The sequence below is a fragment of the Alteromonas sp. RKMC-009 genome (assembly GCF_003584565.2).
In the GTDB taxonomy this organism is placed as follows: domain Bacteria; phylum Pseudomonadota; class Gammaproteobacteria; order Enterobacterales; family Alteromonadaceae; genus Alteromonas.
Window position 1 is genome coordinate 528,649 of the sequence record NZ_CP031010.1, and the last position, 15,511, is coordinate 544,159.

Consider the following 15,511-nt stretch of genomic DNA (forward strand, 5'->3'; position numbering starts at 1 on the left):
CCTCAAATATTCTCTTTTAAGAACATGGTTGTTGCTGTCATGAATAGGATATTCTTTTATAAAAATTCAGTTAAACGTCTGATTGTCCTTTTTTGTATAGTTGGATGTCTGTTTAGTGCAAGTGCTCTGGCTGCGCCGTTTTGGGAAAAAGCTAATATAGTTTTCAATGGTGAGCCATCCGGAATGATTCGCGATATTGTTCATTCATCTGACGGGTTATGGTTGGGTGCAGAAAACGGGCTTTTTCTTTTATCCGGCAAGAACGAGAAAAAGGTAGAATTTCCATTTCCTTATAGCGGCTATATCTCCGACTTGTATCTGGGGCAAGATGAAACGCTTTGGATTACTGTTTATGGTGAAGGGGTTTATTACAAAAGAAAAAATGAAGATGTGAAGGTTTTCAATACCGGAAAGGAGATGGAGACAGCATGGAAAGTCATCCAACATGGAGAATCTGTAATCATTTTGACAGTTGGCAAAATTTTGCTAATGAATATTCATTCGAAAGAAGTAATCTCAGAAATCCACGGACTTTCCGGAGAAGCATTTACAGAATTTCCTCATATTTTTGATTTTCTCGGTAGCGTTTATATTTTTGAAGGTGCCAATTTTTCTATTATATCTGAAGGAAAAAGAGAGATTGTATCCGGCCTGGTTTCGGAAAAGTGGCCCGGGTTATCGAAGGTCCTGGATGTAAGTAAGTCGGGGGGACAGTATTTCGTAACTGGTCCTGAGGGAGTCTATTCTTCATCTTTATCTGGCGAAAACAGCGTTTTTCACTCTATAAATGACCAATTTTCAAATGTAAAACGTGTCATGAAACTGGACGGCGAACTCGTGGTCGTTGGGGACCGGATTACTATTCTCAAAGACGGTGGGTTTGTGGAGGCCGGCTGGACCTCTTTATTGTGGGATAAAGAGTCTGTAGGTACGCTGATGGCGGCTGATATTAATCATCATGGTGATTTGTTCTTAGCCACTTCTGCCAGAGGCTTGCTTTATGTTCCTGCGTTTTTTAATGCCATAAATACCTCCCCAAAAGGTTACGAAAAGAATATTGTTAATCTACTCACGGACGGGTTTTCCGCTATTGCAGGTGTCACTAAGGTGTATCCAAAACATCCTGCGAAAGGATGTTTGAGCGAGTCCACGATTTTACCGGTGTGCCAAAATGATTTTAAGGTAGCAATAAAATATAGCGGCGATTTTTGGCTGACATTACATAATTCAGGCGCTTCCTCAGTTATAAAAATGTTAAATGAAAATGGGGCGATAACTGATGAGATATATGTTCCCTACACAGTTCAGGACATGTCTGTTGATACCGCGGGTCTGATTTTTTTGCTTACCAGTTCTAATCAAATTCTCGTTCAGTTAACACGGCACTCCTGGCGGGAACAAAAAACAAGTCTCCCCGAAACTGAAAACCCCACTTGCTTCTTTTTAGATGAAGAAGGAAAGGCCTACATTTGTTCAAGTAAAAATGGATTGCTAAAAGTAGACATTAACTCAGGTCACGTCGAAAAAGTTAAGTTCAGTACGAACAATGGGATCCGGTATATTCGAGCGGGTCTTAAAGACGCCAATAATAGCCTGTGGATAACGACAAATTCTGGTCTTTTTTACTCCGGCCCTGACAATCTCTGGTACCACCTGAAATATCCTGATGGAATTAAAGATTTTGACTTCGAGTATAAGGGTATGACTACATTTAAAGATAAATTGCTCATTAACGGAGATAACTTTGATTATCAGATTTCGTTGAATGAATTTAACGAGAGGTTGCAAGAAAGACAACAAAGAATAAACAGTGCTGAAGTGACGGTTAAAAACGTTGTCGATAAATCTCCGCTGGCCCCTGATGATAAAGGGATCTATACAGTTACCAGTGGAAACGGAATATTCCAGATTAGAGCATTTGTGAATGATTATGTTTTAAGAAATGAACTCTTCCTTGAATATAAGTTTTCCGAAAGCCATACATGGGTGAAGACTAAATCCCCTAATCTTGACATAAATTTTCCCAACCTCGATGTAGGTAGGCATAACTTTCTAATCCGCATCCACGACCCCAGAAGCCATGTAGAGCAGCCTGTTACTACTATCCCATTGAATGTACTTCCACCGTGGTGGCGCACGTGGCAGGCAATGATGGTCTATCTGGTGGTAGTTATTATTGGTCTTTATCTCGCTTACAGAAGCTATTTGAAACGGGTTGATGAACAGGGGGCTATGCTTACAACGCTGGTGGAAGAGAAAAATAGTGTCATTCAGGATACTAACCAGTTTATGCAGCGGATGTTGCGGAATAAACAACGTGCCATGGCGAATTTGTCACACGAAATCCGTACACCACTCACGCTTATACTCGGGCCTTTGAAGGAAGTGCTGGAAGCGCCGGATTCAGACAAAACGGTGGAGCGGATTGAGCTCGCTACGCGAAATGCAGACCGGATCAGTGTGCTGGTTGACCAGATGCTGGAACTGGAAAAACTGGAATACATCAAGACCCTGCCTCCCCAGCATTATGAGCTGGATCATGATATGCCCCGCATCATGTTTGACTTAAAAGCATACGCGGCGCTGAAGAAACACCAGTTAACATGGCAGTGCTCTGGCCAGAAGCGAATTACGTTATTCACTGACAGTCTCGAAAAAATTCTCAGTAACCTGGTCTCCAACGCAGTGAAATATACACCTGAAGGCGGAAAAATCGGAGTGTCGGTAAAACAACGGCAGTTGCAACTGGTCATCGAAGTCAGTGACAACGGAGCCGGCATGACTGAAGAGCAGGTGGATAAAATTTTCGAACGTTACACCCGCCTGGAAAATGAAGCCGAAGGTACCGGTGTGGGGCTGGCGCTGGTGAAGGAACTTGTTATTGCTAACGGCGGGCATATTAAAGTGGAATCTGAGCCCGGAGCCGGTTCCTGTTTTACCGTATTTTTGCCTATGACAGGATCAACAACAAAGTCGCAGGCCATGGCGAAGGAAGTGAAAGAAAACCCGGCACGTCATTACAACATCGATCGTGAACTGGCAGGTGAAGGAAAAGTCATTCTGGTAGTGGATGATAACGAGGAATTGCGCACCTATATCCGTGACCTGCTGGGAGGTGTTTATCGCTGTCTGATGGCATCGAATGGTAAGGAAGCGTTGGATATCGTTGCCAGAGCAAAGCCTGACCTTGTTCTGACTGACTATAAAATGCCGGATATGGATGGTCTGGCTTTCGCAAAAGCCCTGCGCAGAGATGACTCTCTGGCGAAAGTGCCGCTAATTTTCATGTCTGCCTTTGGCGATCCTAAAAGTATACGGCTGGCACTTGAAGCCGGTGCCGACAGCTATATGACCAAGCCGGTTGAGAAACCGCTGTTGCTATCCAGAATAAGTAATTTATTTGAACGCTACCAACCTGTGGAGCCGGAGGTGACTGAACATGTCACAGAGGAACCAGAGGACGAATTACCCGAATTTGAGAATGAGCAGGGGCAGCGGTTCTATTTTAAAGCACTGGAATTAATGGAAAAACATTACGGCGATGAAGATTTTACAAAACCTGTGTTCGCGGAAATGATGGCGGTCAGTGACAGGCATCTTCAGCGCTTGTTCCAGTCGTCTTTTGACAAGCCATTCAATGCCGTGATCAGAGAATTCAGACTTGAAAAGGCCAGAGGCATGCTGGAAGAGGGGATGCAAATTACCCAGATTTCCTACGATACGGGATTTGCTTCACCTTCCCATTTCAGCAGGGCTTTCAAAGATGTTTACCATACAACGCCGTCGAAATATCAAAAAGAGCACTATCACTTCAAACGAAAGGCGTAGAAGCGGGGTAAGTTTTCCGTCCGGCTTTTTATCGCTATTTCCCCGATTCAGCTATTTGAATCAAATCCTGTTGCAACGGCCCTGTCAGCCAGTCCGTCATCGTCCGCAGGCGTTTCGTTTGCAGCTTTACCGGCGCATAGAGTAAGTGTACCGGCAGCGGGTGAGGCTCATAATCCGGAAGTACAATAACCAGTTTGCCTGCCTGAACCAGTTCTGCTACCTGATAGTGCAAAAAGCGACAAAATCCCACGCCACTGACACAAGCTTCTAACGCTGCATCCACCTGATTGGTGGTAAGACGACTGCTGAGGGCAATCTTCTGACTCTTCCCGCCTTTTGTGAACATCCACTCTGACGGGCTTTCCAGTACGCTTAAATGAATTGCCGGCAAGCCGTTGAGTGATTCCGGTGACAATACGGACTGGTGAGCAGACAGGAATGCAGGGCTGGCACAAAGCACATGGCGCATGGTGCCCAGTTGTCTGGCAACCAGATTATGATTACCGATGCGTCCTATCCTTACCGCTACGTCTACACCTTCACTGAGCATATCCACCGGCCGGTCCAGCAGTAACAAATCTACCTGCATTTTCGGATACCGTGACAGATACTGGCTGATCTTAGGCATGACATGGCGTTTGCCGAAGGTGACCGGTGCGGTCACTGTGACTTTTCCCTGAGGTTCCGTTTGCCGGTCTGTCAGGCGGCTTTCAGCCTCTGTGACTTCGGCCAGTATTGTCTGGCAGCGGGTGTAGTATTCGCGCCCCTCATCAGTAATGACAATACTGCGTGTAGTGCGGTGAAATAACCGCACTTCGAGATGGTTTTCAAGGGCCGCCAGAGTGCGTACTACGGATGTCAGAGATGTGTTCAGGTGCTCTGCTGCCCCGGTCAGGCTGCCCTTGTCTGCGATGGTCACAAACACCTGCATGGCTTTAAACTTGTCCATAGCCTTTCTATTAGTGCGAAAAACGGTTTACTGAAATTAACTATCGCATCTTTATTGCGATATGCATACGGTTTAACGTGAAACAAATCGTTAACAACGTGGTGGAAAACGCATGAAGCTTTATGATTTGGAATTATCAGGAAACTGTTACAAAGTGAGATTATTTGCGGCTCTTGCGAACATTGAGCTGGATATTGTGCCGGTGGATTACATTAATGGTGAACACAAAAGTGATGCCATGCTTGCCCTGAATCCCTGGGGCGAAATTCCGGTGCTGACAGACGGCGATATTACGCTCAGAGATGCTCAGGCTATTCTTATTTATCTTGCCCGCAAGCACGACCTTGAAAGCTGGTTGCCGGCAGATGCTCAGGGTATGGCAGAAGTGCAGCAATGGTTGTCAGTGGCGTCGAACGAAATACAGCATGGTCCGAACGCCGCACGGCTGGTAGATAAATTTGGTTATGCGCTGGATAAAGCCACCACGCTGAATACCTCTGAGCGTATCTTGACGTTACTTGAACAGCGTTTGTCAGCGCACGACTGGCTGGCGCTGGAGCGTCCGACAATAGCCGATTGCGCGGTAATGCCATACGTGGCGCTGGCTCCGGAAGGCGGTGTGAGTTTATCCGATTACCCTGCTGTGAACCGTTGGATTGCACGTATCAAAGAATTGCCGGGGTTTGAACCTATGCCAGGTGTCGAATAATTCCCCGCTGTCATGCTGCGCCTGTCAGAAGGTGCAGCGTTTTACTCTGATGTCCTGCCTGATTATTGAACGAAAACACAGCAAACCATAAAGAATAGCTTAATAGTGCATAAATATTCATTAATTTAGACTTTTTACTAATACGAAGGTCAGGTATATTTTTGATAAAAATGCGTCTCGCAAAAAATAAAAGCAATAAGCGCGACAAGGAGGCGTTCCCGGTCCGGTAATCCGGCACGGGGTTGCAACCTGCGATATGGAAATAAAAGACGCCACAAAGGCGCGATAAATCCAAACTCATTAAAAAATCAGGACATCATTATGCGTAACTGGCTTTTAGCTGTTGCTTTACTCTTGCCGTGCCCGGTATTTGCTCAGGCGTCTGCCGATACGGGCGATACCGCCTGGATCCTCACTTCAACTGCACTGGTACTGTTTATGACATTACCGGGGTTATCTTTCTTCTATGCTGGCCTGGTACGCAGCAAAAACGTGTTGTCAGTACTGATGCAATGTTTTGCTATTGCCTGCGGCGCATCCCTCATCTGGCTGATTGCCGGATACAGCCTGGCGTTTGGCGAAGGAAACAGCTTCATCGGCGACTTCTCGAAAATGTTCTTAGATGGCGTGACGAAGGACAGTTTGTCCGGCAGCATCCCTGAAGCATTATTTTTTATGTTCCAGCTCACATTTGCGGTTATTACACCTGCGCTGATGGTGGGCGGCTTTGCCGAGCGTATGAAGTTCTCATCCGTGCTGATATTTGCGCTGGTGTGGCTGGTACTGGTTTATCTGCCAGTTTGCCACTGGGTATGGGGCGGCGGCTGGCTGGCTGAAATGGGATTGCTGGACTTTGCCGGTGGTACCGTTGTCCACATTACTGCAGGTGTAGGTGCGCTGGTGGCAGCACTGGTGATTGGAAACCGTACCGGCTATGGCAGTGCTTCCATGATCCCTCATAACCTGACGATGACCGTAGGTGGCGCAGGTATGTTATGGGTCGGCTGGTTCGGCTTTAACGGTGGTAGTGCTGTGGCTGCTAACGGTGATGCTGCAATGGCGATGCTGGTGACTCATATCAGTGCGGCAGCAGGCTCGCTGGCATGGATGACACTGGAGTGGAAAAAATACGGTAAGCCTTCTGTACTGGGTATTGTCACCGGTATGGTTGCCGGACTGGGTACCATTACGCCAGCTTCGGGATTCGTCGGCCCGGCAGCCGGTCTGGTTATCGGTTTATCTGCCGGTGTGATTTGTTTCTACTGCACGAATCTGATCAAACAGAAATGGAAAATCGACGATTCTCTGGACGTTTTCCCTGTGCACGGTGTTGGCGGTATTCTGGGAACGTTCCTTGCCGGGATCTTCTGCTCACCGGATTTAGGGCTATTCAGCGGCTATGGTTTCGGTGGCGGCAACACCAGTATTTCTGAGCAGTTAACCGTTCAGGTGATTGGTATTGTGGCGGTATTTGCTTACACAGCCGTGGTCTCCTGGTTACTGCTTAAAGTGGTATCTGTGATGACTAACGGTCTGCGTGTGGATATGGAAACCGAGCAGAAAGGTCTGGATATCTCCAGCCACGAAGAGCGTGGATATAATCTGTAATCCCGCTGCTTTGTTGTGAAGAGACGCCGCGTTATGATACGCGGCGTTTTTGTAATTTCAGAAAGATAATGCCGGCGAGCACCAAAGACATGCCGGTGAGTTGTAATACTGTTATGGCTTCATCCAGCATAAGCCAGCCAAAAAACAGTGTCAGAACCGGTCCCAAAGTACTGATCATCACCAGCCGCGAAATCCCTATGTATTTCACCGCCCCGGACTGCAAAAACACCGGGAGTACGGTAGAAATCAATGCCATTTGAAGACAAATCCAGTATATCTCTGCGGGTTGTTGTAATGCCTGAACGGGCAGGGCAATGAAGAAATGTAGCTGCACGGCGAAAATAGACACCAGCATCGCCAGAATCGAGAACGTTTTAGAACCCAGTTTTGTTATCAGGGGTTCGGAAAATGCCTGGTAGACTGCATAAGCGATGGCAGAGCCTGTCACCAGGGCTATGCCTAACAACGCCTTATCGCCATGAGGCATCAAAGTAATATCACTGATACAGGCACATAAAACACCGGCAAGACAAAGTAACATGGGGATCACCAGTTGCCGTTCGAAGCTTTTATTCAGAAAGAGGATGCCGATCAGAATGGTAAACACCGGGTAAGAAAAAAGGATGATTCGCTCCAGACCGGCAGAAATATACTCAAGTCCCATAAAATCCAGAATTGATGCGCCGTAATAGCCAGCTACGCCAACCAGGCCGAGTAACAACCAGTCCTTTCGCGAAATTCCCCGCATATGCTTCACCGAAGCAAATCCGAAGATCAGGAACACCGGAAAGGAGAATAGCATTCGTAAAGACAGAAGGGTGATAGCGTCTACCTGAGCGACATCGTATGCCTGTTTAACGTAAATCGCTTTCATTGAAAAGCCTGCGGCAGACAGTATCGCCAGTGTGAAACCAATATTCTGGCTTGAAATTAGTGAAGATGATAAGCGCATAATGATCATGTCCGGTAACGATGACCAATTCTGACACGGTAAGCCTTGCCGGATGAAGTGGCTTTATTTTACATTAGCGTTCGTAATATACGAATTCTTGGGTTGGTGCGTGTGAAATACAGTCTGATTGATCTGAAGCTGTTTGTGGCAGTTGCTGAACAGCGAAACTTAACAAAAGGGGCAGACATAGCATGTCTTGCTCCCTCTTCTGCAAGCCACCGCATTAAGAAGCTTGAAAAGGCGCTGGGCGTCGCCCTGCTGGAACGGGAGGCCAGAGGTGTGAGTTTAACCGTTGCCGGGGAGATACTTTTACGCCACGCCAGACGTGTATTTGCCACTCTGGAGCAAATGCATTCTGATATTTCACCCTATACCAACGGGGCTCAGGCCCATGTGCGGTTGTGGGCAAACACCAATGCCATTCACACCTATCTGCCTGACGATATCGGGGCTTTTCTTGAGCTTTATCCGGCCGTTAGCATCTCCCTGGAAGAACACACCAGTGCAAAGATAGCCTCAGCCGTGGCAGAGGGGGATATCGAGCTGGGAATTGTCGCACAGCAGGATCAGAGTGCGGATGTAAGGCTTCACCCGTACAGGAAAGACAGACTTGTCATGGTAGTGCCTGATTCCCATCCCGTTGCCAGACAACAAAGCGTGCGGTTTGCTCAGGTCCTCGAATACCCGTTTGTGCTGCTGGAGGAAGGCTCGGCTATTCATACTTTTACGATGAATAAGTCTGCAGTAGCGGGAGGGCATCTCAATATTCGCGCACAGGTTAAGAGTTTTGATGCGGTTTGCAGGATGGTCAGTACCGGTGTAGGCATTGGCCTTATACCGTATGACTCTGTGGTAAAAAGTCCTGAATTAAAGTTGAAAACTGTAGAGCTGGAAGAAGACTGGGCAGAAAGAGACTTAATGATCTGCACGCAGCCGGAAGCCGTGTTAAGTGAAGCTGCGGCAGTGCTACTGCATTTCCTGACACAAAGAGCGGTGAAATCCGTCTGATCAGGGGTTCACATTATGTGCAGAGCGTGTAAAAATTCTGTGAATGTTATCGGTAACGTTAAGCGTATTTTCCACACAAGGAACCAGTATGTATAAAAAATTACTCACCGCGGGGGCGTTGAGCTTCAGCTTACTTTCTCCTGTTGCCATGGCGATGGATGCCACATTTGCCAAAAATGGTGTCACTGTAAATGGTGCCGGTGATGATGCTGTGTGGCAGGAAGCACAATGGCACCCGCTGGAGCATTTGATGGTAGGAAGCATGCCATCAAAAGAAGATTTTTCCGGTCGTTTTAAACTGGCATGGGACGAGGGCAAGCTCTATCTGCTGGTGGAAATTGTGGATGATATTCTTATTGATACCCATCCCGATCCAAAGGATAAATACTGGGATGATGATTGCCTGGAAGTGTTTATAGACGAAGATGCATCAGGCGGTAATCACCAGTACAGTTATAACGCCTTTGCCTATCACATTGCGCTTGATGGCAATGCTGCTGACTTTGGTGATGAGAATGATGGTAATGGCGTGGTGTTGCTGAACGACCATGTGGAAAGTGAGTGGCATCGCGATGAATCATCGCCGTATACCATTACCTGGGAAGTGGCGATTGATATTTATGATGATTCATTCAGTACCGCTAAGCCGGGCGAACCGCTGTCATTAGAAGAAGGTAAGATAATGGGATTCATGCTGGCTTACTGCGATAACGACGGCAGCCCGGAGCGCGAACACTTTGTGGGTTCTCATGAAATTACGCCGGTTAACGGTGATAAGAACCTGGGTTTCATTGATGCCTCGGTGTTTGGCAAAATTACGCTGGTGAAATAATCAGGTAAAAGAAGTAGCAGCGGCGTACTGCTACTTCAGTTTCTTTTTCAGTTCCCTGGCAACCTTTGCCGATTCAATGGCTACACTTTCCTGATCATCAAAATGAGGATGACGGGTAAGCTCACACATTAGTTTCGGGATGTCTTTCAACGGCAGTACATGTGACGGATGGTCGTTCATCACAGCATTCAGCGGCAGGTAGGGCGCATAAGCATCTTCCGGTGACTGTGCCACAGTGATACCGCCCTGTGCCGATGTTTCCCGTAAACCCTGAACACCGTCATCCAGATTCCCGGTAAGCAATATGGCAACCGTTCTGTCGGTATACTCCCGCGCTGCAGATTTAAACATCACATCGATGGCAGGACGCCAGTAAGACTCATCAGGGGTTTCATAAAACTTAATACGGTTGTCCTCCACCCCTATGTGAAGGTTATCCGGAGGCAGATAGATATGACCTGATCTGACAACCTCTCCTTCAACAGCGTTTTCCACGGTTAGCCGGGTTTTCGCCTGCAAGACCATGCGCATATCACCGGCTTTTATATCGCTGTTTTTTATCCGGTGTAACAACAGGAAAACCGGAGCAGGAAAGTCGTCAGGCAGATTTTCCACAAGATGAATAAACGCCTTAACGCCACCTAATGAGGCGCCGATAAAAAATACCGGACTGACCTCAGGGTATCTGACCACGCTATCAACTTGATTTTCCATCCAAATATTTCTCCAGCAAACCATGAAGTTTAGCTATTTCTACGGGCTTGGGGAGAAAATCGCTCATTCCGGCCTGTTTGCAGCGGTTGATGATGTCCTGATGAACATGGGCGGATACTGCTACAACCCGGGTATTCTGAAGCTTGTCACCGGGGAGTTTTTTAAACTCTTCGAAAAAGGTAAAGCCATCCATTTCGTCCATCTGCAAATCCAGCAAAATAAGTGCATAAGTGCTGGCTTTCACTTCATTAAGACCTTCTTTACCATTGCGGGCTACATCGTACTGCACGCCCAGCTCATCCAGGTAAGACGACAAAATGAAAATATTGGCTTCGTTATCCTCGATGATGAGTACTCTATGGTCGCCTGTATTGCGAAGCTTAAGCTGGCTCACCGGTACATTGGTGACCGCTTCCCTGACCACCTTGGGCGTTTGCATGGGCAGATTTATTGTAAAGGTAGTGCCTTTGCCTTCTTCACTTTCAACGTCGATGCTGCCGGCCATCAGGCTGACCAGTTCTTTAACAATAGACAGCCCGAGGCCGGAGCCGCCGAAGCGTCTGGCAATGCTGGAATCTGCCTGCGTGAACTTATCGAATATTTGTTTGATATGTTGTTCAGACATACCAATTCCGGTATCTGAAACTTGCAGAACCAGTTGATAAACCGGTTTGTCCCAGTGACCTTTAGCAATGATCTTGATTGTGCCGCTTTCAGTGAACTTAATAGCATTTGACAGCAGGTTAGTGACAATTTGCTGTATTCTTAGCGGATCGCCGATAAACGTGTCTGGCAGATCTTTGTCAAAAACAGCCGAAATCTTGCGGTTACTGTTTACATTATCCATGGAATACAGGTCAATGAGATCGCGGATGATGGCTTTAGGCGAAAATTCCGTATATTCCAGAGACAGCTGTCCTGATTCCAGCTTGGCAAAGTCCAGCAAGTCGTTTAGTAAATCCCGTAACTTCCTGGTGGCGTTATCGAGAATTTTAAGCAGCCTGGCCCGCTTTTCTTCATTATCAATTTGTAGCCCGAATACTTCATTTACACCCACAATAGCGTTAAGAGGTGTACGAATTTCGTGGCTCACATTAGCCAGAAACTCTGTCTTCGCCAGGTTGGCTTTCTGAGCCTGTTCCCGTTTCAGATCCAGCTCTTTTTGCTGATGTACCAGTTCGGTATTGTCAATGAAACTGAGGATCGCGCCTTCAATCGACTGGTTAGTCGCGTAGTAAGGGGTAATGTGCACCCAGAAATGTTTGTCTTTATATTCTGCCTGGATGGTTTGAGTACCGGCAGTAGACGCCACTTGTTTGATGATTTTATGCAGATCAAAGCTCTCGAACCGTTCCTGAAGACGTTCGGCGAAGTGTTCCAGATCCGTTGTTAACGAGAAGAACTTTCGGGCAGCCAGGTTTGCTCTCACCGCATTCGAATCACTGTCAACACATACCAGCGGGAACTGTAATGAATTCTTGATATTAACCAGTTGATTCGTGACCTGCTCCAGTGAGGTGGTCTTGTCATTTAACTGGTCGTTCATCGTCACTAATTCTTCATTAGTGGACTGCAGCTCTTCGTTAGTGGTTTCCAGTTCCTCATTAGAAGACTGCAGCTCTTCATTGGACGATTGCAGTTCTTCGTTCATGGACTGCAATTCTTCGTTAGACGTTTCCAGTTCTTCCACTACGGTCTGGATGTGCTCCCGCGCCATTGAAAGTTCGTCTTCCAGCTCTTTAATGCGTTCTGAAGATTCGTCATGAATTTCCTGACTTGCCGGCTTCTGTACATCAGCAGTTCTGGTAAAACAGACAAGCAGGAACTTCTCATCCTGTTCTTCTATTTGTACCGGCAGCACTTTCATTCTCACCTGGCAAGGTTCACCGTCAATGGTCAGGCGGCGCAACTGACTTTCAGACTGCTTTTTGGTGCGGGTCACTTTATATACCAGAGGCCGGATTTCATGGCGGAACATTTCAATGACAATCTCGTTTAAGTTAAACGAGGGTTTGCCTTTGGGAAATTTAATATAGTGGGCACTGTTCCCGTATATATGCTCAACGTCCAGGTTATCGTTAATTAACACACAGGCATCGCCGAGTTGCTCTACCAGTGCATCCGGTAAACTGGGCGGCCGCGAGGTGTCTGCAACACGCTGAGGTAACTCTCCGATAGATACAGAAGATTTGCCGCTTAAATGGAACCGTTGTGGGTTAAACGAAGTAACGCTGCGCTTCTGGAAAATTTTGTCCTGAGAGTTCACAGAACGGAATATATCCGTTACCTGTGACGTGCTTTCGGATTTTCCTAAGAACAGGTGACCGCGTTCACGCAGGGCGTAATGGAAAATACGGTAAACCTTCTTCTGTAACTCCTGATCGAAGTAAATCAGCAAGTTGCGGCATGTGATCATGTCGATGCGCAGGAAGGGAGGATCATCAATAATATTATGACCGGAGAAGAGAATGATGCGTTTGAGTTCATCTATAACCTCATAGGCATTTCCCTTCTTTTTAAAGTATCTTTCTTTGTATTCTTTCGGCACATCCGCCATGGAAGCTTCGCTGTAAAGACCCCGTCTGGCGACAGCCAGTGCATCGGTATCTACATCTGAAGCAAATATCTGGTGCTCTTCGCTGCTGATTTTATCCGGTCCGCCAAGGGCCTCTGACAGCATGATAGCCAGACTGTAAGCTTCTTCACCGGTAGCACAGCCAACCACCCATAAGCGAACCGGTTCGCCGGATGATTTACCTGATGTAATGTCCTCAAGAACAGGGGCCAGTTGACTGAACGTAGCCGGGTCGCGGAAAAAGTTGGTCACGGAGATAAGGATATCTTTATACAGCATCCGTACTTCTTCTGAATCGTGATTCAGCAGTTCCACGTAGTCGTTGAATTCATCTACCTTCCTCGCCAGCATTCTGCGCTCAATGCGTCGCTGTAGCGTCGCCTTTTTATAATGCTTGAACGACACGCCACACTGTTTCCTGACAATATTGACCAGGTCGATGAACTTGTCCTGTACCTCATCGGCTTCAATTTTGACTCTGAGTTCCTGAGGCAGCTTGGTACTGAGATCTTTAAGGTGTTTGCCGATCCCGGAAGGGCTCAGACAAAAATCTACACAGCCGGTGTCAATCGCTGACCGGGGCATGCCGTCGTAACCGGCAGTTCTTGTATCCTGCGCGTAGGTGATGCCACCATTGGCTCTGATCACCTTAATACCATGAGCGCCGTCAGTCCCCGTGCCCGACAAAATTACTCCAACCGCATGCTCTTTTTTCGCTTCGGCCAGCGAAACAAAAAGTGCATTAACTGAAGGTTTGGCTAGTGAGTTGGTTTCTTTATCTGATAAATACAGCTTATCGCCCTGAACGGTGACGTCATATTTAGGTGGCGTGACATGAATGACGTTAGGTTTGGCAACCATTCCGTTGGTAATGGTTTTTACTTTCAGCCGGGTATTGCGCTGAACCAGTTCGGTCAGTTTGCTTTCGTGTTTAGGAGACAGGTGCTGGGCGACGATATAAATCATATTTGAATCGCCGGGGAGCTCCTCACACAGATTTTGTATGGGTTCCAGTCCACCCGCTGAGGCACCAATACCTACCCAAAAATAACGCTGTTCAGGTGACGGAGATTGCATCTAACCAACTTGAAGATAAAGAAATATTGGCTTCATCTTATCATTTAGTCTAACGAGATCCATCAAAACCGGTGTTGGATTATGGTTTAAGGAGCAGGGGCGGGCATCACAAGGTCATACAGGTCCGCCAGAGCAGGAGACTGCGCTGCAGTACTCTTCAACAGCGCCGCATGAGGGTTCACTTCTGCAACGGTAAACAGCACATCGCCCAGTGTATTTTGCATGGCAAGGCCGGTGTAAGTTGTTCTGCTTAACGTGCGCTTTTTCAGCAAGGCGAAGGTGTCTCCGACGACCACGCCGTCTGCACTGCCCATACCAATCACCAGTTCACCTGACAGTTTGTCGACAACCTGCGTTACTGTGGCCTCGCAGGTAATGATACTGGTAATGTCGGACACGGCTGCATTCACTGTGTTCAGCGCCACACGACCAAAGTCGCCGCGCCAGAACAGGCTGTTATTGGTATCTACACTTTGTCCTTCCGGGTAGCTCCAGTCCGCTTCGGCATGGTAGCTTTCCTGAAACAACAGGGAGTTTCTGAAGGCATCGACAACATACACATCCAGGGTAAAGTTTCGCCGTCTTGATACATCATCATCGTCTTCAATGTTGATTTGTTCGAACAGGCTGATGTCGCGGATATAGCCAAACACAATGAACTGCCGCCCCTGGGTTTGTGCCAGATAGGAGGCTTTGTCATAAATAATCTGCGGCGTCAGTGAGTTGAATGCGCTGGTGGAGGCAAACGCCTTGTCCAGCAACTGCACATTGAGCTGTTGTTGCTGGCGGATTAACTGTTGTTCCAGCCGTTTACTGATTTGGTGACCAAAATCGTAAATATCGCCGTGGGCGGCCTGTCTGGGCCGCAATAACTGAAATTGTGTCACCAGTACTGAGCGGCTGTATTTGTCGCTGTCGCAGGCAAATATAGGGGTAATATTCACTTTCACGGAAACAGTGAGGTAGCCGTCCTCTAATGTTTCATCGATGATTTCGACCCGCTGAATACGTCCGGTGGAGTGGATCTCGGCCTTACTGCTGATGAGCAGTCCGTTTAAAACTACATCTTCAGCCGTAATGAGACTGCCTGATTTAAACGATGCATCGGCGATAGCATTTTTTATGGCCATAATGCGAACGTCGTCCAGCGGTACATTTTTAACGGCCAGCTTTGCTTCGCCCTGTACCCATTCTGCATAGACGGGACAAGACAGCATCACCATTGCAGCGGCAGCAAGTAAACAGCGGATTAAATACAT

Annotated in this window: 11 protein-coding genes; 5 read left to right on the top strand and 6 right to left on the bottom strand. The window is 47.3% G+C overall.

Features of this window, described 5'->3' with window-relative positions; all coding sequences use genetic code 11:
* Positions 1–39: 39 nt before the first annotated feature.
* Positions 40–3,828: a hybrid sensor histidine kinase/response regulator transcription factor gene (locus DS731_RS02265; RefSeq protein ID WP_161599078.1), complete on the top strand. Its 3,789-nt coding sequence runs from the start codon at positions 40–42 to the stop codon at positions 3,826–3,828.
* Positions 3,829–3,862: 34 nt separating this feature from the next.
* Here the strand turns inward: DS731_RS02265 and DS731_RS02270 are convergent, their stop codons facing one another.
* On the bottom strand, positions 3,863–4,777 hold the full coding sequence (locus DS731_RS02270; RefSeq protein ID WP_119499818.1) for a LysR family transcriptional regulator: 915 nt from the start codon (positions 4,775–4,777) through the stop codon (positions 3,863–3,865).
* A 154-nt stretch (positions 4,778–4,931) separates the two neighbouring features.
* On the opposite strand from DS731_RS02270, the gene DS731_RS02275 reads away from it, so the two are divergent.
* On the top strand, positions 4,932–5,486 hold the full coding sequence (locus tag DS731_RS02275) for a glutathione S-transferase (RefSeq protein ID WP_232373462.1): 555 nt from the start codon (positions 4,932–4,934) through the stop codon (positions 5,484–5,486).
* Positions 5,487–5,496: 10 nt separating this feature from the next.
* Here the strand turns inward: DS731_RS02275 and DS731_RS02280 are convergent, their stop codons facing one another.
* A complete protein-coding gene (locus tag DS731_RS02280) occupies positions 5,497–5,787 on the bottom strand; it encodes a hypothetical protein (RefSeq protein WP_150154219.1) in 291 nt (96 codons plus the stop codon).
* A 20-nt stretch (positions 5,788–5,807) separates the two neighbouring features.
* Between DS731_RS02280 and DS731_RS02285 the strand changes: the two genes are divergently transcribed.
* Positions 5,808–7,094 carry an ammonium transporter gene (locus tag DS731_RS02285; RefSeq protein WP_119499821.1) on the top strand — a complete coding sequence of 429 codons (1,287 nt, stop codon included), beginning with the start codon at positions 5,808–5,810 and terminating at the stop codon, positions 7,092–7,094.
* A 31-nt stretch (positions 7,095–7,125) separates the two neighbouring features.
* On the opposite strand, the gene DS731_RS02290 is transcribed toward DS731_RS02285, so the two are convergent.
* Positions 7,126–8,046, bottom strand: coding sequence for a DMT family transporter (locus tag DS731_RS02290; protein ID WP_119503263.1), 921 nt, complete (start codon positions 8,044–8,046; stop codon positions 7,126–7,128).
* Positions 8,047–8,157: 111 nt separating this feature from the next.
* Here DS731_RS02290 and DS731_RS02295 point away from each other — a divergent pair, with 111 nt between their 5' ends.
* Together DS731_RS02295 and DS731_RS02300 are read left to right on the top strand one after the other, a co-directional pair.
* Positions 8,158–9,054: a LysR family transcriptional regulator gene (locus DS731_RS02295; RefSeq protein WP_119503264.1), complete on the top strand. Its 897-nt coding sequence runs from the start codon at positions 8,158–8,160 to the stop codon at positions 9,052–9,054.
* 88 nt (positions 9,055–9,142) lie between these two features.
* Complete coding sequence (locus DS731_RS02300; protein WP_119499822.1) at positions 9,143–9,886, top strand: sugar-binding protein; 744 nt, start codon at positions 9,143–9,145, stop codon at positions 9,884–9,886.
* 30 nt (positions 9,887–9,916) lie between these two features.
* Here the strand turns inward: DS731_RS02300 and DS731_RS02305 are convergent, their stop codons facing one another.
* The 3 genes from DS731_RS02305 to DS731_RS02315 form a co-directional block, all read right to left on the bottom strand.
* Positions 9,917–10,600 (bottom strand): chemotaxis protein CheB, encoded by a 684-nt coding sequence (locus tag DS731_RS02305; protein WP_161599079.1) that lies wholly within the window; start codon positions 10,598–10,600, stop codon positions 9,917–9,919.
* The gene (locus tag DS731_RS02310; protein ID WP_119499824.1) at positions 10,584–14,252 is read right to left on the bottom strand and encodes a CheR family methyltransferase; all 3,669 of its coding nucleotides are present in this window, start codon (positions 14,250–14,252) and stop codon (positions 10,584–10,586) included. Before DS731_RS02310 ends, DS731_RS02305 begins: the two co-directional genes overlap by 17 nt.
* 86 nt (positions 14,253–14,338) lie before the next feature.
* Complete coding sequence (locus DS731_RS02315) at positions 14,339–15,511, bottom strand: flagellar assembly protein T N-terminal domain-containing protein (protein ID WP_119499825.1); 1,173 nt, start codon at positions 15,509–15,511, stop codon at positions 14,339–14,341.

What these genes read in the sequence shown, in the direction of transcription:
- DS731_RS02290 (WP_119503263.1), bottom strand. Translation starts at nt 8,046, where the DNA reads ATGCGCTTATCATCTTCACTAATTTCAAGCCAGAATATTGGTTTCACA.
- DS731_RS02315 (WP_119499825.1), bottom strand. Translation starts at nt 15,511, where the DNA reads ATGTATTTAATCCGCTGTTTACTTGCTGCCGCTGCAATGGTGATGCTG.
- DS731_RS02300 (WP_119499822.1), top strand. Translation starts at nt 9,143, where the DNA reads ATGTATAAAAAATTACTCACCGCGGGGGCGTTGAGCTTCAGCTTACTT.
- DS731_RS02280 (WP_150154219.1), bottom strand. Translation starts at nt 5,787, where the DNA reads ATGAGTTTGGATTTATCGCGCCTTTGTGGCGTCTTTTATTTCCATATC.
- DS731_RS02270 (WP_119499818.1), bottom strand. Translation starts at nt 4,777, where the DNA reads ATGGACAAGTTTAAAGCCATGCAGGTGTTTGTGACCATCGCAGACAAG.
- DS731_RS02310 (WP_119499824.1), bottom strand. Translation starts at nt 14,252, where the DNA reads ATGCAATCTCCGTCACCTGAACAGCGTTATTTTTGGGTAGGTATTGGT.
- DS731_RS02265 (WP_161599078.1), top strand. Translation starts at nt 40, where the DNA reads ATGAATAGGATATTCTTTTATAAAAATTCAGTTAAACGTCTGATTGTC.
- DS731_RS02305 (WP_161599079.1), bottom strand. Translation starts at nt 10,600, where the DNA reads ATGGAAAATCAAGTTGATAGCGTGGTCAGATACCCTGAGGTCAGTCCG.
- DS731_RS02285 (WP_119499821.1), top strand. Translation starts at nt 5,808, where the DNA reads ATGCGTAACTGGCTTTTAGCTGTTGCTTTACTCTTGCCGTGCCCGGTA.